At 66.2% G+C, this 18855-nt stretch carries 19 protein-coding genes; 10 read left to right on the top strand and 9 right to left on the bottom strand.

The annotated features are described in order from the left end of the window. Positions 1–10 precede the first annotated feature (10 nt). The gene (pmbA, locus tag E8M83_RS18215) at positions 11–1363 is read right to left on the bottom strand and encodes a metalloprotease PmbA (protein ID WP_137174769.1); all 1353 of its coding nucleotides are present in this window, start codon (positions 1361–1363) and stop codon (positions 11–13) included. Positions 1364–1457: 94 nt separating this feature from the next. Here pmbA and yjgA point away from each other — a divergent pair, with 94 nt between their 5' ends. The 3 genes from yjgA to E8M83_RS18200 are packed head-to-tail and all read left to right on the top strand — an operon-like array spanning position 1458 to position 3348. Continuing rightward, a complete protein-coding gene (gene yjgA, locus E8M83_RS18210) occupies positions 1458–2057 on the top strand; it encodes a ribosome biogenesis factor YjgA (RefSeq protein ID WP_137174768.1) in 600 nt (199 codons plus the stop codon). Further along, entirely contained in the window at positions 2035–2667 is a 633-nt protein-coding gene (gene mog, locus E8M83_RS18205; protein ID WP_137174767.1) for a molybdopterin adenylyltransferase, read from the top strand. Before yjgA ends, mog begins: the two co-directional genes overlap by 23 nt. A gap of 12 nt (positions 2668–2679) precedes the next feature. After that, positions 2680–3348: an alpha/beta hydrolase gene (locus E8M83_RS18200; RefSeq protein WP_137174766.1), complete on the top strand. Its 669-nt coding sequence runs from the start codon at positions 2680–2682 to the stop codon at positions 3346–3348. 36 nt (positions 3349–3384) lie between these two features. Here E8M83_RS18200 and E8M83_RS18195 read toward each other — a convergent pair whose 3' ends face one another. Beyond that, complete coding sequence (locus tag E8M83_RS18195) at positions 3385–4710, bottom strand: aspartate aminotransferase family protein (protein ID WP_137174765.1); 1326 nt, start codon at positions 4708–4710, stop codon at positions 3385–3387. A gap of 128 nt (positions 4711–4838) precedes the next feature. Between E8M83_RS18195 and E8M83_RS18190 the strand changes: the two genes are divergently transcribed. After that, complete coding sequence (locus E8M83_RS18190; protein ID WP_137174936.1) at positions 4839–5393, top strand: carboxymuconolactone decarboxylase family protein; 555 nt, start codon at positions 4839–4841, stop codon at positions 5391–5393. Positions 5394–5490: 97 nt separating this feature from the next. Here E8M83_RS18190 and E8M83_RS18185 read toward each other — a convergent pair whose 3' ends face one another. The 3 genes from E8M83_RS18185 to E8M83_RS18175 form a co-directional block, all read right to left on the bottom strand. Beyond that, on the bottom strand, positions 5491–6339 hold the full coding sequence (locus tag E8M83_RS18185; protein WP_137174764.1) for a fumarylacetoacetate hydrolase family protein: 849 nt from the start codon (positions 6337–6339) through the stop codon (positions 5491–5493). Between the two features lie 71 nt (positions 6340–6410). After that, positions 6411–6773, bottom strand: a complete 363-nt coding sequence (locus E8M83_RS18180) for a cytochrome c family protein (protein ID WP_137174763.1) — start codon at positions 6771–6773, stop codon at positions 6411–6413. Then, positions 6770–7342, bottom strand: coding sequence for a cytochrome c (locus tag E8M83_RS18175; RefSeq protein ID WP_137174762.1), 573 nt, complete (start codon positions 7340–7342; stop codon positions 6770–6772). The genes E8M83_RS18180 and E8M83_RS18175 overlap by 4 nt, the downstream gene beginning before the upstream one ends. Before the next feature lie 86 nt (positions 7343–7428). On the opposite strand from E8M83_RS18175, the gene E8M83_RS18170 reads away from it, so the two are divergent. Genes E8M83_RS18170 through E8M83_RS18155 form a run of 4 tightly spaced genes read left to right on the top strand, consistent with a single transcriptional unit; the run spans position 7429 to position 11640 of the window. Beyond that, positions 7429–7824 (top strand): cytochrome c family protein, encoded by a 396-nt coding sequence (locus tag E8M83_RS18170; protein WP_229491639.1) that lies wholly within the window; start codon positions 7429–7431, stop codon positions 7822–7824. Then, positions 7821–8783, top strand: a complete 963-nt coding sequence (coxB, locus tag E8M83_RS18165; RefSeq protein WP_137174761.1) for a cytochrome c oxidase subunit II — start codon at positions 7821–7823, stop codon at positions 8781–8783. Before E8M83_RS18170 ends, coxB begins: the two co-directional genes overlap by 4 nt. Beyond that, on the top strand, positions 8780–11311 hold the full coding sequence (gene ctaD, locus E8M83_RS18160) for a cytochrome c oxidase subunit I (protein WP_170976852.1): 2532 nt from the start codon (positions 8780–8782) through the stop codon (positions 11309–11311). Before coxB ends, ctaD begins: the two co-directional genes overlap by 4 nt. 2 nt (positions 11312–11313) lie before the next feature. After that, the gene (locus tag E8M83_RS18155; protein WP_137174760.1) at positions 11314–11640 is read left to right on the top strand and encodes a hypothetical protein; all 327 of its coding nucleotides are present in this window, start codon (positions 11314–11316) and stop codon (positions 11638–11640) included. Between the two features lie 7 nt (positions 11641–11647). Here E8M83_RS18155 and E8M83_RS18150 read toward each other — a convergent pair whose 3' ends face one another. The 3 genes from E8M83_RS18150 to E8M83_RS18140 form a co-directional block, all read right to left on the bottom strand. After that, positions 11648–12964, bottom strand: coding sequence for a sorbosone dehydrogenase family protein (locus E8M83_RS18150; RefSeq protein WP_137174759.1), 1317 nt, complete (start codon positions 12962–12964; stop codon positions 11648–11650). Between the two features lie 61 nt (positions 12965–13025). Further along, positions 13026–14300: an MFS transporter gene (locus E8M83_RS18145; protein ID WP_137174758.1), complete on the bottom strand. Its 1275-nt coding sequence runs from the start codon at positions 14298–14300 to the stop codon at positions 13026–13028. Between the two features lie 21 nt (positions 14301–14321). Continuing rightward, positions 14322–15716 (bottom strand): KamA family radical SAM protein, encoded by a 1395-nt coding sequence (locus tag E8M83_RS18140; RefSeq protein ID WP_137174757.1) that lies wholly within the window; start codon positions 15714–15716, stop codon positions 14322–14324. A gap of 289 nt (positions 15717–16005) precedes the next feature. Between E8M83_RS18140 and E8M83_RS18135 the strand changes: the two genes are divergently transcribed. Together E8M83_RS18135 and E8M83_RS18130 are read left to right on the top strand one after the other, a co-directional pair. Next, a complete protein-coding gene (locus E8M83_RS18135; protein ID WP_137174756.1) occupies positions 16006–16461 on the top strand; it encodes a cache domain-containing protein in 456 nt (151 codons plus the stop codon). Between the two features lie 61 nt (positions 16462–16522). Continuing rightward, positions 16523–18238, top strand: a complete 1716-nt coding sequence (locus E8M83_RS18130; protein ID WP_137174755.1) for a methyl-accepting chemotaxis protein — start codon at positions 16523–16525, stop codon at positions 18236–18238. Positions 18239–18249: 11 nt separating this feature from the next. Here E8M83_RS18130 and E8M83_RS18125 read toward each other — a convergent pair whose 3' ends face one another. Further along, on the bottom strand, positions 18250–18819 hold the full coding sequence (locus E8M83_RS18125) for a DNA-3-methyladenine glycosylase (RefSeq protein ID WP_137174754.1): 570 nt from the start codon (positions 18817–18819) through the stop codon (positions 18250–18252). Positions 18820–18855 lie beyond the last annotated feature (36 nt).

Here is an 18855-nt window from a genome sequence, read left to right as displayed (position 1 = left end):
CACTCTTCCTTTAGTTGCCGGCGATGACCATCTTCTCGATCAGGATCGAGCCGGTGGTCTTGTTGCCGCGCACGAGGGTGTCGTTACCAACAGCAACGATCTGCTGGAACATCTCACGCATATTGCCGGCGATGGTGATTTCTTCGACCGGATACTGGATGATGCCGTTCTCGACCCAGTAGCCGGAAGCGCCGCGCGAATAGTCCCCGGTCACGTAATTGACGCCCTGGCCCATCAGTTCGGTCACCAGCAGGCCCGTGCCGAGTTTGCGCAGCATGCCTTCGAAATCGTCGCTGCGGCGCGTGTCCTTCGAGACGATCTCGAGATTGTGCGAGCCGCCGGCATTGCCGGTGGTCTGCATGCCCAGCTTGCGCGCCGAGTAAGAAGACAAAAAGTACCCCTGCAGCACGCCATCCTGGATGACCTTGCGGCGCACGGTCTTGACGCCCTCTTCGTCGAACGGCGCCGAGCCGACCGCGCCGATCAGGTGCGGGTCTTCGACGACCTGGATATGCGATGGGAAGACCTGCTTGCCGAGCGTGTCGAGCAGGAAGGTCGACTTGCGGTACAGCGCGCCGCCCGACACGGCTTGCACGAAGGCGCCCAGGAGGCCCGCGGCCAGCGGTGCTTCGAACAGCACCGGGCAGGTGCGGGTATTGAGTTTGCGTGCGTTCAGGCGGGCCAGTGCGCGCTCGGCGGCGTAGCGGCCGACTTTCTCGGGCCTGGCCAGCTCTTTCGGATTGCGCGACGAGGTATACCAGTCGTCGCGCTGCATCCCATTGCCCTTGCCGGCGATCGGCGCCACCGAGATCGTGTGGCGCGAGAACGGGTAGCCGCCGATGAAGCCGCGCGAGTTGGCGCCGACGAAATGCGACTGCTGCACGTAGACGCTGGCGCCTTCGCTATTCGTGATGCGCTTGTCGACCTCGAAAGCGGCGTTTTCGCAGCGCTTGGCCAGCTCGACGGCTTGTTCGGTGTCGATCTGCCATGGGTAGAACAGGCGCAGATCGCGCGGGTTCGTTTCGAGCAGATCGGCATCCGGCAGGCCGGCGCAATCGTCCTCGGCGGTGAAGCGGGCGATATTGGCGGCCGCCTCGACGGTCGCCTTGAGCGAGGTGGTCGAGAAATCGGAGGTGCTGGCATTGCCGCGGCGCTGGCCCACGTAGACGGTCACGCCAAGGCCTTTGTCCTTGTTTTGCTCGATCGTCTCGATGTTGCCTTTACGCACAGAAACCGACAAACCGCTCCCCTCGCTGATCTCGACCGAGGCGTCGGTCGCGCCCTGCTCGCGGGCAAACGCAAGCACGTCGCGCGCCAGCTGTTTGAGCTGATCCTGGGTGTGGGTAAAAGCGGTGTCGTTCATAGGTGTTTTTCGTGGCAGGCCCTAAAACAGTTATCATAGCAGCCGTTTACAGTTTTCACTGATCGGCCCTGCGCCAATCAAATCCATTCATATCATGCCTAATCCAAATCGCGGCTCGGTCGGCTTCCAGTCGAACGAATTCGAACCCGAATACGACCGCCCATCCAAATCGGAACTCAAGCGCCAGTCGAACGAGTTGCAAAAGCTCGGCGAACAGCTCGTCGAAGCCCCGCGCGACCGCGTCAAGCGCGTGCCGATGCCGGACGATATTCGCGACATCATCCTCGAGACCCAGACCATCACCAACCACGAAGGCCGCCGCCGCGCCCTGCAGTTCGTGGGCAAGAAGATGCGTACCCTGGACGAGGAAGAAATCGCCGTCATCCAGCGCACCATCGACAGCTGGAAAGGCGCCTCGAAGGCCGAGACGGCCGCCCTGCACGCGCTCGAGCGCCGCCGCGAAAAGCTGCTGGCCGACGACAAGGCGCTGACCACCCTGCTCGAAGAAAACCCGGAACTCGACGTCCAGCACCTGCGCACCCTGATCCGCAATGCGCGCAAGGAAGTCGCCGAGTCCAAGCCACCGAAGGCTTATCGCGAGATCTTCCAGATCCTGAAGGACCTGGGCAAGAAGAAGAAAACCGACGCCGACGCTGAAGAAGAAGGCAACGATGACGAGTCAGAATCCGAGTAACAGCGCGAATAACCAGGAACTGGTGATCGGCCTGGTGTCGGTCTCCGACCGCGCCAGCGGTGGCGTCTACGAAGACAAGGGCATTCCGGCCCTGAACGAATGGCTGGCGGGGGCGATCACCACGCCCTTCCGTGTCGAAACGCGCTTGATCCCCGACGACCGCGCCAATATCGAAGCGACCCTGGTCGAACTGGTCGATACGGCACGCTGCCACCTGGTGCTGACCACCGGCGGCACCGGTCCGGCGCGGCGCGACGTCACGCCCGAGGCCACGCTGGCCGTCGCCACCAAGGAGATGCCCGGCTTCGGCGAGCAGATGCGCCAGATCAGCCTGCGCTTCGTGCCGACCGCGATCCTGTCGCGCCAGACCGCCGTCATTCGGGAGACCGACGCTCATGCTGCCCTGATCATGAACCTGCCAGGCCAGCCGAAGTCGATCAAGGAAACCCTCGAGGGGCTGAAGGACGACGCCGGCAACACCGTCGTCGGCGGCATCTTCGCAGCCGTCCCCTATTGCATCGACCTGATCGGCGGCCCGTATATGGAAACCAATCCGGCGGTGAGCAAGACCTTCCGCCCCAAATCGGCCTTGCGCCCGCCCGTCGCCTAACAAAAGAGAGCCATGACCCAGCTGCTTGAAAACATCGAGATCGAAACCGCGCCGAATCCGTCCATTGCCATCGTCTGGCTGCATGGCCTGGGCGCCGACGGCAACGACTTCGTGCCGATGGTGCGCGAATTGGACCTGTCCGGCCTGCCCGGCATCCGCTTCGTGTTCCCGCATGCGAACACGATGCCCGTGACGATCAACGGCGGCTATGTGATGCGCTCGTGGTACGACATCGTCGCCACCGACCTGGTGCGGCGCGAAGACGAAGCCGGCCTGCGCGCCTCGCAGCTGCAGGTCGAAGCACTGATCGCGCGCGAGAAGGAGCGCGGCATCCCGGCCTCGCGCATCATCCTGGCCGGCTTCTCGCAGGGCTGCGCGATGACCTTGCAGACGGGCCTGCGCCACCCGGAACCGCTGGCCGGCATGATGTGCCTGTCGGGCTACCTGCCGCTGGCGGGCGTCGCCGGCGCCGAGCGCCATGAGGCCAGCCTCGCCACGCCGATCTTCATGGCGCATGGCGTGCAGGATCCGGTGGTGCCGTTCGCGCGCGCCGAAGATTCGCGCAAGGTGCTCGAATCGCTCGGCTACCAGGTCGAGTGGCATGCCTACCAGATGCAGCACACGCTGTGCCTGGAAGAGGTGCAAGATATGGCGAAGTGGATTCGCAAGGTCGTCGCCTAACTCGTCGCAAAACGTCGCCACCCATTGGCGGCGCGGTCACGTCGACAGCGCCGCCTCCACCGCATCGCCCAGGCGCGACACGATCTCCGACAGGTCGGCCGGGGTCGCAATGAACGGCGGCGCCAGCAGCACATGGTCGCCATGCTGCCCATCGATCGTTCCCCCCATCGGATAGACCAGCAGGCCGCGCGCCATCGCCTCGGCCTTGAGCGCCGCGTGCAGCTTGCGCTCGGGCGCGAACGGCTCCTTCGTCTCGCGGTCCTTCACGAATTCCAGCGCCAGCAGCAGCCCGCGGCCGCGGATGTCGCCCACGTGGTCGTGCACCCCGAACACGTCTCCCAGCATGCGGCGCAAGACCGCGCCGCGGCTGCGCACCCGCGCCAGCAGGTCGTCGCGCTCGATCACCTGCTGCACCGCCAGTGCCGCCGCGGCGGCCACCGGATGGCCGATATAGGTGTGCCCATGCTGGAACATGCCGCTGCGGCTGCGCAGGCAGTCAACGATCGCCTTGTGCGCCAGCACCGCGCCGATCGGCTGGTAGCCGGCGCCCAGGCCCTTGGCCACGGCCACGATGTCGGGCGCCACGCCGTCCTGCTCGATCGCGTACATGGTGCCGGTGCGGCCCATGCCGCACATGACTTCGTCGGCGATGAACAGGATGCGATGGCGGTCGCATATCTCGCGCACGCCCTGGAAGTACCCCGGCGTGGGCGGGATCGCGCCGCCGGTCGCGCCGACCACCGGTTCGGCCACGAAGGCGATGATGTTCTCGGCGCCCGCGCGCAGGATGGTCGTCTCGAGCTCGTCGAGCAGGCCCGCGGTGTAGTCGTGCACGCTCAGGTGGGCCGCGCGGCCGCGATACTCGTAGCAGGCCGAGACCCGCAGCGCGTCCTTCAACAGCGGCGCAAAGGGCTGCCTTCGCCACTCGTTGCCGCCCACGCCCAACGCGCCGAGGGTGTTGCCGTGGTAGCTCTGGCGGCGCGCCAAAAAGCGCGTGCGCTGCGGCTCGCCCGTCTCGACCCAGTACTGGCGCGCCAGCTTGAGCGCGGTCTCCATCGCCTCGGACCCGCCCGAGACGAAGTACACGCCGCCCATGTCCGGCGGCCCGCCCTCGACCAGACGCGCTGCCAGCTGCTCGGCCACGTCGGTGGTGAAGAAAGCCGTGTGGGCGTAGGCGCAGCGGTCGATCTGGCGGTGCATGGCGGCGATCACGTCCGGGTGGCCGTGGCCCAGCGAAGATACGGCGGCGCCGCTGCTGGCGTCGATATAGGTCTTGCCATTGCTGTCGCGTAGCAGGATGCCCTCGCCGCCGGCCGCGAGGGGCGGCACCTGGCGCAGGCTGCGGTGGATGATGTGGCTCATGACAGGCTCTCCTCCAGTAGGGACGACACTTGACGATAAGCGCGCAGACGACGGCTTCTTTTGATTTTTAGCGCAGGCCGTGCGAATATTTTCCTGGGATCACTAACGGACAACACATGAGCGAGCATATGGGCGAGCGTCTGGGCCCCATCCTTGAGCACGAACTGACCGACGCCCAGCGCGCCGCCGCACGGGAAATCGCCGCCGGCCCGCGCGGAGCGGTCTACGGGCCCTTCGTGCCGCTGCTGCGCAGTCCCGAGCTGATGAGCCATGCGCAGCGCATGGGCGAATACCTGCGCTACCGCAGCGCGATCGGGGCACGGTTGTCGGAGCTGGCGATCCTGGTCACGGCGCGCCAGTGGGACCAGCAGGTGGAGTGGGCGATCCACGCGCCGATCGCGGCCCAGGTGGGGATTCCGTCGTCGGTCATCGCGGCCATCGCGGCGCGCGAGCGGCCGCGCGACATGCTGGTGGACGAGGCGGTGGTGCACGACTTCTGCATCGAGCTGCACGAGCACAAGGCGGTGTCGGACCCGGTGTATGCCGATGCGCTCGCGCTGTTCGGCGAGCACGGCGTGGTCGATCTCATCGGGATCAACGGCTATTACACCTTCCTGGCCATGGTGATGAATACGGCGCGCACCAGCGTGCCCGAAGAGGGCGACTGGCGCATGCCGGATTAGGAGCCTATCCCGATAGGTGGGAGTCGCTCCTGGCGCGCCTGGCAAGCGTGTGCATCGCCATGAGCTTCCCCCCACCTACCGGGATAGGCTCTAAGTCTTACTTTGGAAACGCGACGACTTCGGCCTGCTGCTCGCCCAGCCCCGCGATCCCCAGGCGCAGCTGGTCGCCTTTTTTCAGGAAGCGCTGCGGCGAACGGCCCATGCCCACGCCCGGCGGGGTGCCGGTGGTGATGATGTCGCCCGGTTCCAGGGTCATGAAGCGCGACACGTAGCTGACGATCTGCGCCACGCTGAAGATCATGCTCGACGTATTCCCGGTCTGCATGCGCTTGCCGTTCAGCTCCAGGTAGAGGTCGAGGTCTTGCACGTCATGGATTTCGTCGCGCGTGACCAGGAAGGGGCCGACCGGGCCGAAGGTGTCGCAGCCTTTGCCTTTGTCCCACTGCGAACCCATCTCGAACTGGAAGGCGCGCTCCGAGACATCGTTGACCACGCAGTAGCCGGCCACGTACTTCAGCGCCTCTTCTTCGCTCACATACTGCGCGCGCTCGCCGATGATCACGCCCAGCTCGACTTCCCAGTCGGTTTTCTTCGCGCCTTTCGGCAGCTGGATAACATCGTCCGGGCCGTTCAGGGAGCTGATCGCCTTGGTGAAGAACACCGGCTCGCTCGGCATCGCGGACTTGGTCTCGGCAACGTGGTCGGCATAGTTCATGCCGATGCCGATGAACTTGCCGACGCCCTTGACCGGCACGCCCAGGCGCGGGTTGCCGCGCACCAGCGGCAGGGTTTTCTGGTCGACTTTCGCCAGCTTGCGCAGCGCCTTGCTGGAAAGCTGCGAAGGATCGATGTCGTCGATGATCCCGGACAGGTCGCGCAGGCGGCCCTCTTCGTCGAACAGGCCCGGCTTCTCTTTGCCAGGGCGGCCATAGCGCACCAATCTCATGATTCTTCCTCGGTCGTGAACGCGCAGGCCGTGGCGGCCCGCGTCAAACCGGCGATGATACCAAGGATCGGCTACTGGCTTAGCAGATAAGCGCTGATGTCGATCGCATCGCGCTCGCTCACGCCCATGGCCGGCATCGCGTTGCCCGGGTCGATCGCCTGCGGATCCATGATCCAGCGCACCAGGTTGGCCTGGGTATTGGGCACCTTGCCGGCGATGTAGCGGCGCTCGGCCATGTCCTCGAGCGGACGGCCGACAAAGACTTTCGAGCCGGCGACGGTCGGCACGGCGTGGCAGGAATGGCAGGCATACTGGGTCAGCGCGATCTTGCCGCGTTCGGGGTCGCCCTGGATGCCGGGCGCCGGCCGCGTCGGCCCGCAGGCCGCCACCAGCACGGCCAGCGCCATCATCGCCGGGATGCGTGCTGCGCTCATGGCTGCTCTCCTTGCGTTGCGTTTGCCGCGGCGTCCTGGGCCGAGGTCAGGCGGCGAAAATCCTCCGGCGTCATGTCCGGCATGGTCGCCACGAAGGCGACGACGGCCCAGATGTCGCTATCGCTCAGGTGGTATTCCCAGGCCGGCATGCCGCTCATCTTGATGCCGTTGCGGGTGATCCAGTACAGCTCGCGGGTTTCCCAGTTGACGTCGGCGTCGACCAGCGGCCCCGGCACCGGCTGCATGCTCATGCCCTGCTTGAGTGGTGCCACGCCCGGCCCGCCATGGCACCCGATGCAGTTGGCCTTGTAGACGGCGGCGCCGCGCAGCACCTGCTCGCGCGTGCCCAGTCCCTCAGGCACCTGGATATGGCGCGCATGGTTCTGTACCGAGTACTGCAAGCCTTCCTCGAAGACGGTGTAGATCAGCGGGTAGTGCTGCTGGGTGGCGGCGATATTGTAGAAGCCGCCGCGCAGCACGATCAGGCCGATGACGGCGCCGATCAGCCCTGCCCCCAGCAGGGTCAGCACCATGGTCTTGACAATAAGTCGTGCGCGATTGGATAGCATGGCCTAGGGCGTTCAGTTAAAAAAATGACATCGAATTTCTTGTATTATAAAAGCCACAGCTTTTTCACGAAAAATCAACCGTGCGCATGAATATCTGTCTTTACGATCGCCTGCCTGTTGCATGGCGCGCCAGCGCCATGCTGCTGTGCGCGGTGCTGGCGAGCGCCTGTAGCAGCCAGGAGAAACCGACCCGCGTCGACGGCGGCGATCCGGAGCGCGGCCGCCTGCTGACCCAGCAATACCAGTGCGCTGCCTGCCATTTCATTCCCGAGGTGCAGGGCACGAACGGTGACGCCGGCCCCTCGCTGCAGTACATGGGCCGCCTGAGCTATATCGCCGGCAGCATCCCGAACCAGCCCGAGAACATGATCCGATTCCTGCGCAATCCGCCCGCGGTCAAGCCCGGCACGCTGATGCCGGCGCTCGGCATTTCCGAAGAAGAGGCACGTCATATGGCCGCTTTCATGTACACGCTCCAATGAAAGACCTGCAATCCGTCCTCCACCCGGCCGGCGCCGACGCCGCCATCATCCACCAGTTCACCTGGGTGCTGTTCGTCGGCGGCACGCTGATCTTTGTCTTCGTGATGGCCCTGCTGGCCCTGGCCATGCGGCGCCAGGCGCGGCCGATCCGGCCGGCCATCTGGATCTTTGGCGCCGGCATCGCCTTCCCGGTCGTGGTGCTCACCGCTCTTCTGGCCTGGAGCACCTGGCGCAGCGCACAGCTCGCGCCCCAGACCTCGCACGATGCGCTGACCATCTCGGTCACCGGCAAGATGTGGTGGTGGGAAGTGCGCTACCGCGATCCAACTACCAACCGTGAAATCATTACCGCCAACGAGATCCACATCCCGGTCGGCGAATCGGTCTACCTCGGCATGACGGCGTCCGACGTGATCCACAGCCTGTGGGTGCCGGCCCTGGCCGGCAAGCGCGACATGATCCCGGGCCGCGTCACCGGCCTGACCCTGCGCGCCGACAAGCCGGGCGTCTACCGCGGCCAGTGCGCCGAATACTGTGGCGAGCAGCATGCGCGCATGGCCTTCCACGTGATCGCCCTGCCGCGCGCCGAGTTCGACGCCTGGCTGGCGCGCCAGGCCCGGCCCGCGCTGCCGGCCGACACCACGGTGCTGCAGCGCGGCCGCGACGCCTTCCTGGACCAGCAATGCCAGGCCTGCCATACAATCCGCGGCGTGACCGACGTACCGCCATTCTCCGAGCAGGCAAGGATCGCCGACACCTCGCGCCTGGGTCCCGACCTGACCCACGTCGGCAGCCGTCGCGAGATCGCGGCCGGCACCCTGCGCAATCACCGCGGCACGCTGGCCGGCTGGATCGCCGACCCGCAAGCCATCAAGCCGGGCGTGTTCATGCCGCCTTCACAAGACCTGGACGGCGAAACCCTGCGCGCGCTGGCCACCTACCTCGAGCACCTGAAATGACGACGCGCGACACGACCCTGAACGCTCATTCACCCGATGAGTTGCCTAACTCCCTGCCCCGGCCGCCGCTGGAGCTGACCCGCCTCGAAGAGATCTGGGAAACCCCGCGCGGCTGGCGTTTCTTCAAGTCGGTCAACAACACCAATATCGGCCTGCTGTACATCGGCACCGCGATCCTGTTCTTCATCCTGGCCGGCATCCTGGCCCTGATCATGCGGGTACAGCTGGCGGTGCCGGACAACGACCTGGTGGCGGCCAGCACCTATAACCAGATCTTCACGATGCACGGCACCGTGATGATGTTCCTGTTCGCGATCCCCATCGTCGAGGCGATCGCGGTCTACCTGCTGCCGAACATGCTCGGCGCGCGCGATCTACCTTTCCCGCGCCTGTCGGCGTATGCCTTCTGGGCCTACGCCTTCGGCGGCCTGGCCTTCTTCTGCACGCTGTTCTGGGGCCTGGCGCCTGACGGCGGCTGGTTCATGTACCCGCCGCTGACCGGCATGAAGTATTCGCCCGGCCTGAACGCCGACTTCTGGCTGCTGGGGATCGGCTTCATCGAGATCTCGGCCATCGCCGGCGCGATCGAACTGATCGTCGGCATCCTGTTCACCCGTGCGCCGGGCATGACCCTGCGCCGCATGCCGGTGTATGCGTGGGCGATGCTGGTGGTGGGCGTGATGATCATCATCGCCTTCCCGGCCGTGATCGCCGGCACCGCCTTGCTCGAGCTCGAGCGTGCCTTCAATATGCCGATCTTCGACCCGGAACGCGGCGGCGATCCGCTGATCTGGCAGCACCTGTTCTGGTTCTTCGGCCACCCCGAGGTCTACATCATCTTCTTGCCGGCGGCCGGCATGATCTCGACCATGATCCCGACCATCGCCCAGAACCGCCTGGTGGGACGGCGCGTGATCGTGGTGGCGCTGGTGGGCGTGGGCATCTTCAGCTTCGGCCTGTGGGCCCACCACATGTTCACCGCCGGCCTGGGCGTGCTCGAGATGAGCCTGATCTCGGCGGCCAGCATGGCGGTCGCGATCCCGACCGGCATCCAGGTGTTCGGCTGGATCGCCACATTATGGAGTGGCCGCATCAAGCTGAATGCTCCTACGCTGTTCATGCTCGGCTTCATGTTCATCTTCGTGCTCGGCGGCCTGACCGGCGTGATGGTGGCCGTGATCCCGTTCGACTGGCAGGCGCACGACACCTATTTCATCGTGGCCCACCTGCACTATGTGCTGATCGGCGGCATGGTGTTCCCGGTGTTCGCCGCGATCTATTACTGGATGCCGCTCGTCAACGGCAACCAGATGTCGGAGCGCTGGGCCAAGCCGATCTTCTGGCTGCTGTTCGGCGGTTTCAACATCACCTTCTTCCCGATGCACTTCACGGGGCTGTACGGCATGCCGCGCCGGGTCTATACCTATTCGCACGAGATGGGCTGGGACTGGCTCAATATGGTCTCGACCGTCGGCGCCTTCATGTTCGCGCTCGGCATCCTGCTGATGATCGTCGACGCCACCCGCACCCTGCGCCGCCCAACGAAGGAGGTCGGCAATCCATGGAATGCGGCGACCCTCGAATGGCTGCCGTCCGAGGATTACGGCAACCGCAGCATCCCGATCGTCACCTCGGATGACCCGCTATGGGACCAGCCGACCCTGTCGAAGGAAGTCGAAGAAGGCCGCCACTACCTGCCCAATACCGTCACCGGCCGCCGCGAGACCATCGCCACCAGCCCGGTCGCTGCCCGCCCGGCCTACCTGATGATCCTGCCGGGAGACAGCTGGCTGACCGTGATCGGCGCCGCCGGCACGGCCGGGTTCTTCCTGCTGCTGACCGTGAAGGCGATGCTGCTGGCGTTCATCTGCGGCTTCATCGCGATCGCGTCCATCATCGGCTGGCTGTGGGAATCGGACCGCAGCGTCAATATGGTGAAAGCGCCGATCGGCGGCGGCATCGAGCTGCCCATCGGGGCGCGCGGCATGGCCTCGCATTCGTGGTGGGGCACCTTCATCATGCTGATCGTGATCTACGGGATCTTCTGGTCCTTTGCCTACACCTATATCCATACCTCGATGCGGCTCGAGATCTGCCCGCCGCCGGGCGCCTCGCTGCCGGACGGAATGTACACCATCGGCGCGGCCATCCTGCTGCTGCTTGGCTCCGCCCTGGTCTGGTTCAGCGGGCGCCTGAAGGGCCACGGCATGGCCTGGACCACGCTGGCAGCGCTGGCCTGCACCACGGCCGCTTTCCTGCTGGACGTGCACAGCTGGCGCCTGGTGCACCTGGACTCTACCCGCGATGCGTGGAATGCGTCGATCTCGATCATGCTCGGCTTCCAGGGCGTGATGCTGTTGGTGCTGCTGCTGGCCGCACCCTACCTGTGCGTGCGCGCCTGGCGCGGCCTGGTCAAGCCGGACAACCGCGCCACGCGCGACAATATCGCGCTGATCTGGCATTACGTGACCCTGCAGGGCCTCACCGCCATGGTGGTGATCCGCGGCCTGCTGCTGGTGATGGATTGAACATGGACGACCAATTCTTCCGGCGCGCCACGCGCGCCTCGCTTCCCTTCCTGATCTGGGCCGCGCACTTCGGTTTCAGCTACATCGTGGCGGCCGCCCAGTGCACACCGGGCGCGTGGCGGCCCGAAGGGCCGAACCCGTGGCTGCTGGGCGGCGTCACGCTGCTGGCCATGCTGGCCTGCGCGTGGACCGGCGCCGCCGCCGGCAAGCGCCTGCGGCAAGGGTCGACCGAGTTCGTGGATTATGTGGCGGCGGCCAGCGCGGTGCTGGCCTTCGTGGCGATCGCATGGACCGGGATGCCGGTCCTGCTGGTGAGGGGCTGCGCCTGACGGCGCATCAGCCGGGATCCGGCACCACGCGCCAGATCACGTTGCCGACGTCGTCGGCCACCAGCACCGCCCCTTTCCGGTCGATCGCGACGCCGACCGGACGGCCATGGGCCTCGCCATCCTTGTTGACGAAGTCGGTCAGCATGTCGACTGGCTTGCCCGCAGGCCGGCCATCCTTGAACGGCACGAACACCACGTTATAGCCCGAACGCGGCTTGCGGTTCCAGGAACCGTGGTTGCCGATGATGGCGCCGTTCCTGTAATGCGCCGGCAGCAGCGATCCTTCGTAGAAGGCCAGGCCCAGCGCCGCCACGTGGGCGCCCAGCGCGTAGTCCGGCACGATCGCCTGCTCCACCAGGTCGGGCCGCGGCGGCTTGACGCGGGTGTCGACGTTCTTGCCGAAGTAGCTGTACGGCCAGCCATAGAAGCCGCCATCCTTCACCGAGGTCAGGTAGTCGGGCACCAGGTCGCTGCCGATCAGGTCGCGCTCGTTCACCACCGTCCACAAGGCGCCCGTTTCCGGATTCCAGGCCATGCCGTTGGGATTGCGCAGGCCCGAGGCGAACACGCGCGTTTTTCCGCTCGCGATATCGATCTCGAGGATCGCGGCGCGGTCCTTTTCCTGGTCCATGCCGTTCTCGGCGACGTTACTGTTCGAGCCCGCGGTGGCGTACAACTTGCTGCCGTCCTTGCTGGCGATGATGTTCTTGGTCCAGTGGTGGTTCAATGGGCCGCCCGGTAGCGGCGCCACCTGCTGCGGCTTGTCGAGGATCTCGGTCGCGCCTTCCTTGTACGGAAAGCGCACCACCGCATCGGTATTGGCCACGTACAGCGAGTCGCCCACCAGCGCCATGCCGAATGGCGAATGCAGGTCCTTGAGGAACACGCTTTTCAACTCGGCCACGCCGTCGCCATCCGCGTCGCGCAAGAGGCTGATGCGGTTCGCGCTCGGCACGCCGGCGCCGGCGCGCTCCATGACCTTGCTCGTTACCCAGTTGCCGATGCCCTTCTTGGCGGGGCGCTCCGGCGCATTCGACTCGGCCACCAGCACGTCGCCGTTGGGCAGCACATAGATCCAGCGCGGATGGTCGAGCGCGGTGCCGAAGGCATTGACCGCCAGGCCCGGCGCCGGGGTCGGCGTCATGTTCGACGGCCAGCCCCTGGCCGGCGCGATGTTCACGGTCGGGATCAGGGTCTCGTTGGGCGCCTTCAAGGTCGGCTGCGAACCGACGTCGGCACCCATCGGCAAGGTCGATTTGTCGCCGCAGGCCGCCAAGACGAGCATGGCGGCGCCTGCGCACAGGGCCGGAAGTGGTTGGCGCATGACTTTCCCCAAGAATACAGAATGGAAGAAGTGTATCTGACAACGGATGCGGCCTCACACGTTACGGCTGAGCAAGCCCTGCCGAATCCGGCGCCGTGCGCCGGCGCGCGAAACGCCACAGCCCGGGCAGCTGGATCAGCACCAGCAGGGCAAACGCGGCGCGGTAGGCTTCGGGCGGCGCGCGGCCAAGCAGATCCGGGGTCCACAGCCCGATCACCAGCCCGAAGCCGGCCTGCACCACGAAGGCGCCGATGAAGATCAACAGGTTGAGAAAAGTAGCGGCGCGGCCCGTCAACTCGCGCGGCATCGATTGCGCCACGATCGCGTATTCGATGCCGGTGATCGTGCCTACCAGCGTGAACATCACCGACAGCATCGCGAAGCTCGGCCGATGGCCGACCACCATGGCCGCCTGCACCAGCACGAAAAAGGTGATGCCGGCGGCCGCCACGTCGAGCGGCGGCATGCCGCGCCGCCCCGCCCATTCGGTGGCCATGCCGACCGCGATCGCGCCGAACACCACCGCCGCCATGCCCAGGTAGAGCAGATAGGCGACGGCGGGCTCGGAAAAGCGGCCCACGTCCGACAACCAACGGCCGATCCACAAGCCCTGCACGCCAAAGAACACCGCATGCGGGATCAGCACCAGCGAAGCAACCGCGCGAAAGCTCGGCGCGCCCCACACTTCGCGCAGGGCCGGCAGCAGCGCGCCGCGCCGCGCGGCCGGGCCGTCGGCCTTCGGGTATAGCAGCGCGATCAACAGGCCGGTACAGGCCACCAGCGCCGCCAGCAGGCAAAACAGGCCGCGCCAATCGGTGTATTCGAGCACGGCGCGCACCGGCATGGTGGCGCTGGCCGCGCCCAGGCCGCCGACCGCGATCAGGTAGCCGTGCACCGACGGCAGCCGGTTCGGCGCGATCCAGGTGGAGATCGCCTTGACCGCTGCCATGAAGCAGCCCCCCAGGCCGAAGCCCATCACGGCGCGCGCCGCCAGCAGGCCAGCAAAGCTGCTGCAGTGCGCGAACAGCAGCGCGCCGCCGGACGCCAGCAGCAGCATCGCCACCTGCACCCGGCGCGGACCGTAGCGGTCGAGCGCCATCCCGACCGGCAGCTGGACCAGGGCGAAGGCGAAGAAGAAGGCGCTGGTGAGCAGCCCGAGCTGGCCCGGCGTGAGCGCCAGCGCGCCCACCAGGTGCGAGGCCAGCACCGCGTTCACGTTGCGCAGCAGCGAAGACAGGTAGTGCCCCAGCGCGAACGGCAGGAACACGTAGAAGAATACCCTCACGCCGGACAGGCGCAGGGGTCCAGGCGCCGCCATGGCGCTAGCGGGCTGCATCGCCGGACCCGGGCCGGCGCGTCAGGCCGCGTCGGCCTGGGCTTCGCCGCGCTGGCCGACCGGCACCAGCGGGATCACCCTGCCGCCGGGGCCGCGCAGCGGGCCGCCGCTTTCCAGCTCGAAGAAGAAGCGGTCGCGCCCGAAAGCGGGTTTCAGGTGATCGAGCCAGGTTGCATTGGCGTCGAACTTGGCGAAGAAGGGCCGGCGCACCCAATCGGGATTGCGCGCCTGCAGGAACTGCAGCGCGAACAGCTTTTCGCCGTTGATCGTCACCACGCCGTCGATCACGACCTTGCCCGGGAAGGCGCTCATCGACGGCCCGCGCACGGTGCGCGACAGGCCCGAGACCATCGAATACGCCTCCTGGAAGATCTCGTGGGCGCGCGCCAGCGGCAGCGCGAAGTAGTCGCGCGGGCCGGTGTCGCGCTCGACGAACATGTAATAGGGAATGGCGCCCAGGCGCACGCCGGTGGTCCACAGCTCGGCCCAGCTCTTCGGGTCTTCGTTGATGTGGCGGATCAGCGGGCCCTGCATGCGCAAGGTGGCGCCGGTGCCGACGATGCGCTTGACCGCCTGCTGGGCGATCGGCTGGCGGATCTCGACCGCGTGGTTGTAGTGGCCCATGATGGCCAGGTTCTTCCCGCTCGCGACCACCTTCTCGAACAGCCGCAGCAAGTCGTCGCTGTCCTTGTCCGACACGAAGCGCTGCGGCCAATACGCCACCGACTTGGTGCCGATGCGGATGTTCTGGATGTGGGCGAGTTCTGGCGCCAGCAGCGGCTCGAGGAATTCGGCAAGCGAGCGCGTATTCATGATCATCGGATCGCCGCCGGTGATCAGGACATCGGTCACGTCCGGATGCATCTTGAGGTAAGCCACCAATTCGCCGCACTCGCGCGCATCGAACTTCATGTCGTCCATGCCGACGAACTGCGGCCAGCGGAAGCAGAAGGTGCAGTAGGCGTGGCAGGTCTGGCCGGCGCTGGGGAAGAACAGCACGGTCTCCTTGTACTTGTGCTGCAAGCCCCTGAGCGGCGCATCGTTCACGCGCGGCACATTGTGCGTCATCTGGCCGGCCGGGTGCGGGTTCATGCGCATGCGGATGTCGTGCACCAGGCGCGCGATCGCGGCGTCGTCTTTCCTGACCAGCACCAGTTCGCGCAACTGCTCGTATTCCTGGGCCGGCAGCATGTCGCGGTGCGGGAAGGTCAGGCGGTAGATCGGATCGTCGGGCACGCGCTTCCAGTCGATCAGCTCATCCATCACATAGGCATTGGTGCGAAACGGCAGCACGTGGGATACCACCTGCACGGCTTCCTGCAGCTCGGGCGTGAGCCATTCCCATTGGCGCGCGGTGACGATGGTCTGGCGCGTATGCGGCTTGAACTTGGAGGGCGTCGGTGCAGTCGTGGTCACGAGAATTCTCCAGGAAGATGACGGGGAACCGGCAGCGAGTTGCCGGGAAGCACCTATCTTAGGGATCCCGTATGCAACAGGAATTGCCATCAATCAATCCGACTGCTGGCTCGTGACCTGTTTAGGACAAACCTCTGGCGCGGTAGGAATAAATGAGGCATGGACACAACGCGGTCGCTCCTCGACCTCTGCCGTTGTGCGAACGCAATCCGGCGTGGTCACGGCTCGGTACATTAGTGCGTGCGCTTGAGAAATATCCTACTTGCATTTACACGAAAGGAAGCCACCCATGAAGATGATCGCCACCGCCGCCGCCCTGTGCCTGGGGCTGGCCTCCACCAACGCCCTGGCCAACGAGCCGACCGAGAAGGACGCCATCGCGATGGCCGAGCGCGGCGCCGCCGTGATCAAGGCCAAGGGCAAGGCCGAGATGATGAGGCTTATTAACGCCAAGGACCCGAGTTTCGTCCAGGGCGCGCTGTATGTCGACCTGCGCGACGTCAAGACCGGCATCGTGCTCGCCCACCCCTACAACCCATCGATCGTCGGCAAGGACCTGACCGACGTGCCGGATGCGAACGGCAAGAAATACCGGCGCGAAATCATCGAACTGGCCGCGGCCAAGGGCAAGGGCTGGGTCGATTACCAGTACAAGAATCCGACCACCGGCAAGATCGAGCCGAAGACCACGTATATCCTGCTGGTCGACGACGTGGTGCTCGAAGCCGGCATCTACAAGAAATAAGCCCTGCCCTGCCGCCATCGCGCATGCCGCGCTGGCGGCCCATTCTTGCGGAGTGATTCCCATGCTGAACAAACTGCGGATCGGCCAGAAACTGCTGCTGGCCCCGGGACTCGTGCTCGTCCTGCTGACCCTGCTCTCGGCGGCCGCCTACTACGGCATGGTGCGCCAGAACGCTTCGCTCGAACACATGGTGCAGGTGCGCGCCGCGCGCCTGCAGGCGGTGGCCGACGTCGCCGGCGAGGCGCGCTTCGCGCACGCCAACGCCTACCAGCTGCTGGCCTGGGTCAACGGCAGCTTCGCCCAGAACCGGCTGACCGCCCTGACCGCGGACATCGGGCGCAAGCACGCCGCCATCGGCGACAAGCTGGGCAAGTTCGCGCTAGGAGCAGAGGCGAATGAACGCGCGCCGATCGAAGCCTCGCAGGCGGCGCTGGCGCGCTACCGCAAGGCGGTCGGCGAGACCATCGAAATGGCATCGGTCGACCAGTCGATCGCCACCAACTCGATGCAGACGGCCGAGCAGCAGTTCGTGGCGCTCGACGCCGAGTTGACCCGCCTGGCCCAGCTCGAGAAAAAGATGAGCGAGGATGCCCACGCCGCCGCCAAGGTAGAATTTCGCAGCCTGGGCTGGACCATGGCCGGCCTGGTGCTGCTGTCGATCGGGCTGTCGCTGGTGGTGACGATGCTGGTGCGCCGCTCGATGCTGGGCGGGATCAACGCGATCGCGCACACGGTCGGCGAACTGGCCGAGGGGCGCCTGGACGCGCCGCCCTTGCAGGCCAAAGGCCGCGACGAGATCGACGACACCGCGCGCGCGCTCGACCACACCATCGCACGCCTGAACGCCGCCCTGCACAGCGTAATGAATGCGGTGCGCTCGATCGACACGGCGTCGCAGGAAATCGCCAGCGGCAACCTCGACCTGTCGACCCGCACCGAGATGCAGGCCGGCTCGCTCGAGCAGACCGCCAGCACCATGGAGACCCTGACCACGGCCGTCAAGGACAATGCCAGCAATGCGCGCCAGGCCTCCGAGCTGGCGGCAGAAGCGGCGCAACTGGCCTCGCGCGGCGGCCAGGCGGTGCAGCAGGCGGTGACGACGATGGAATCGATCCAGGCCAGCTCGCGCAAGATCGTCGAGATCATCGGCGTCATCGACGGCATCTCGTTCCAGACCAATATCCTGGCCCTGAACGCGGCGGTGGAGGCGGCGCGCGCCGGCGAACAGGGTCGCGGTTTCGCGGTCGTGGCGTCCGAAGTGCGCACGCTGGCCCAGCGCTCGGCGGCGGCGGCCAAGGAGATCAAGGGCCTGATCGCCGACTCGGTAAGCATCATCGAGCGCGGCAACGCCTCGGTCAGCGAGGCCGGCGCCAGCATGGGCGACATCGTGTCCTCGGTGCGCCAGGTGAACGATATCATCGGCCGCATCAGCATTGCCAGCACCGAGCAGGCCGACGGCATTGCCGAGGTCAATCGCGCGGTCGGGCAGATGGACGGCATGACCCAGCAGAACGCGGCCCTGGTCGAGCAGGCCGCGGCGGCGGCCGAGAGCCTGCACGAGCAGACCGTCAACCTGGCCAGAGCGGTGGCGATCTTCCGCATCGCGCCCGGCCTCGATGGCGACGCTTCGAGCGACGAGGCGCAGCACGAAGCGGTGGCGCAGGAAGCGCCGGACGCCGGCTTCCAGGGCGTGGGAGAACGGCGCGTAGCGGGCAGCGCGATGCGGGGCGGCCCGGTGCGCGCCCTGCCCGCAGCACCTGCGCGGCGCCGCGCCTGAACTGCTGCCGGCTAGCGGAACGGCCGGCTCACGAACTTCGAGCCGGCCAGCCCGAAGCGCCACGGCACGTCGACCGCCTTCGAGATGCCGATGCGCGGCCCCGCCACGAGCGTCAACCCCGGTGCGGCCGGCAGCAGCTCGAATGGCGATTCCGACAACGCCATGCCGTTATGGGCGCGCGTGACACCGAGCGCCTGGCACAGCTTGCCCGGCCCGGAGCACAACAGCCGCTCATCCTGCGCGTCGCGCCGCACGCGCATGACATCCAGCCCCGCCACCGGCTCCAGCGCACGGATCAACACCCCGGCGCCGTGACCAGCCTCCTGGCACACGAAGTTCAGGCACCAGTGAATGCCATACGACCTGTACACATAGGCATGCGCGGGCGGTCCGAACATCGACGCATTGCGCTCGGTCGGCCCGGAATAGGCATGCGAGGCCGGGTCTTCATGGTCGTAGGCTTCGGTCTCGACGATACGCCCGCCGACACCGTCCACCAGCACCGTGACGCCGATCAGCCCCTGCGCGACGATCTCCGCCGGCTGCGAGAAATCGATCCCTGCAATTGTAGAAATCACCATGCGCCGATTCTAGCGCGGGACAGCGCGACCCGCCGT

The sequence above is a fragment of the Massilia sp. HP4 genome (assembly GCF_005222695.1).
Taxonomy (GTDB): domain Bacteria; phylum Pseudomonadota; class Gammaproteobacteria; order Burkholderiales; family Burkholderiaceae_D; genus Telluria.
The sequence above is the reverse complement of the archived record's forward strand: the minus strand, read 5'-3'. Positions and strand labels throughout refer to the sequence as shown.

What these genes read in the sequence shown, in the direction of transcription:
- E8M83_RS18175 (WP_137174762.1), bottom strand. Translation starts at nt 7,342, where the DNA reads ATGCTATCCAATCGCGCACGACTTATTGTCAAGACCATGGTGCTGACC.
- E8M83_RS18155 (WP_137174760.1), top strand. Translation starts at nt 11,314, where the DNA reads ATGGACGACCAATTCTTCCGGCGCGCCACGCGCGCCTCGCTTCCCTTC.
- E8M83_RS18170 (WP_229491639.1), top strand. Translation starts at nt 7,429, where the DNA reads ATGAATATCTGTCTTTACGATCGCCTGCCTGTTGCATGGCGCGCCAGC.
- E8M83_RS18125 (WP_137174754.1), bottom strand. Translation starts at nt 18,819, where the DNA reads ATGGTGATTTCTACAATTGCAGGGATCGATTTCTCGCAGCCGGCGGAG.
- pmbA (WP_137174769.1), bottom strand. Translation starts at nt 1,363, where the DNA reads ATGAACGACACCGCTTTTACCCACACCCAGGATCAGCTCAAACAGCTG.
- E8M83_RS18190 (WP_137174936.1), top strand. Translation starts at nt 4,839, where the DNA reads ATGGGCGAGCGTCTGGGCCCCATCCTTGAGCACGAACTGACCGACGCC.
- E8M83_RS18180 (WP_137174763.1), bottom strand. Translation starts at nt 6,773, where the DNA reads ATGAGCGCAGCACGCATCCCGGCGATGATGGCGCTGGCCGTGCTGGTG.
- coxB (WP_137174761.1), top strand. Translation starts at nt 7,821, where the DNA reads ATGAAAGACCTGCAATCCGTCCTCCACCCGGCCGGCGCCGACGCCGCC.
- E8M83_RS18145 (WP_137174758.1), bottom strand. Translation starts at nt 14,300, where the DNA reads ATGCAGCCCGCTAGCGCCATGGCGGCGCCTGGACCCCTGCGCCTGTCC.
- E8M83_RS18200 (WP_137174766.1), top strand. Translation starts at nt 2,680, where the DNA reads ATGACCCAGCTGCTTGAAAACATCGAGATCGAAACCGCGCCGAATCCG.
- E8M83_RS18135 (WP_137174756.1), top strand. Translation starts at nt 16,006, where the DNA reads ATGAAGATGATCGCCACCGCCGCCGCCCTGTGCCTGGGGCTGGCCTCC.
- E8M83_RS18130 (WP_137174755.1), top strand. Translation starts at nt 16,523, where the DNA reads ATGCTGAACAAACTGCGGATCGGCCAGAAACTGCTGCTGGCCCCGGGA.
- mog (WP_137174767.1), top strand. Translation starts at nt 2,035, where the DNA reads ATGACGAGTCAGAATCCGAGTAACAGCGCGAATAACCAGGAACTGGTG.
- yjgA (WP_137174768.1), top strand. Translation starts at nt 1,458, where the DNA reads ATGCCTAATCCAAATCGCGGCTCGGTCGGCTTCCAGTCGAACGAATTC.
- E8M83_RS18195 (WP_137174765.1), bottom strand. Translation starts at nt 4,710, where the DNA reads ATGAGCCACATCATCCACCGCAGCCTGCGCCAGGTGCCGCCCCTCGCG.
- E8M83_RS18185 (WP_137174764.1), bottom strand. Translation starts at nt 6,339, where the DNA reads ATGAGATTGGTGCGCTATGGCCGCCCTGGCAAAGAGAAGCCGGGCCTG.
- ctaD (WP_170976852.1), top strand. Translation starts at nt 8,780, where the DNA reads ATGACGACGCGCGACACGACCCTGAACGCTCATTCACCCGATGAGTTG.
- E8M83_RS18150 (WP_137174759.1), bottom strand. Translation starts at nt 12,964, where the DNA reads ATGCGCCAACCACTTCCGGCCCTGTGCGCAGGCGCCGCCATGCTCGTC.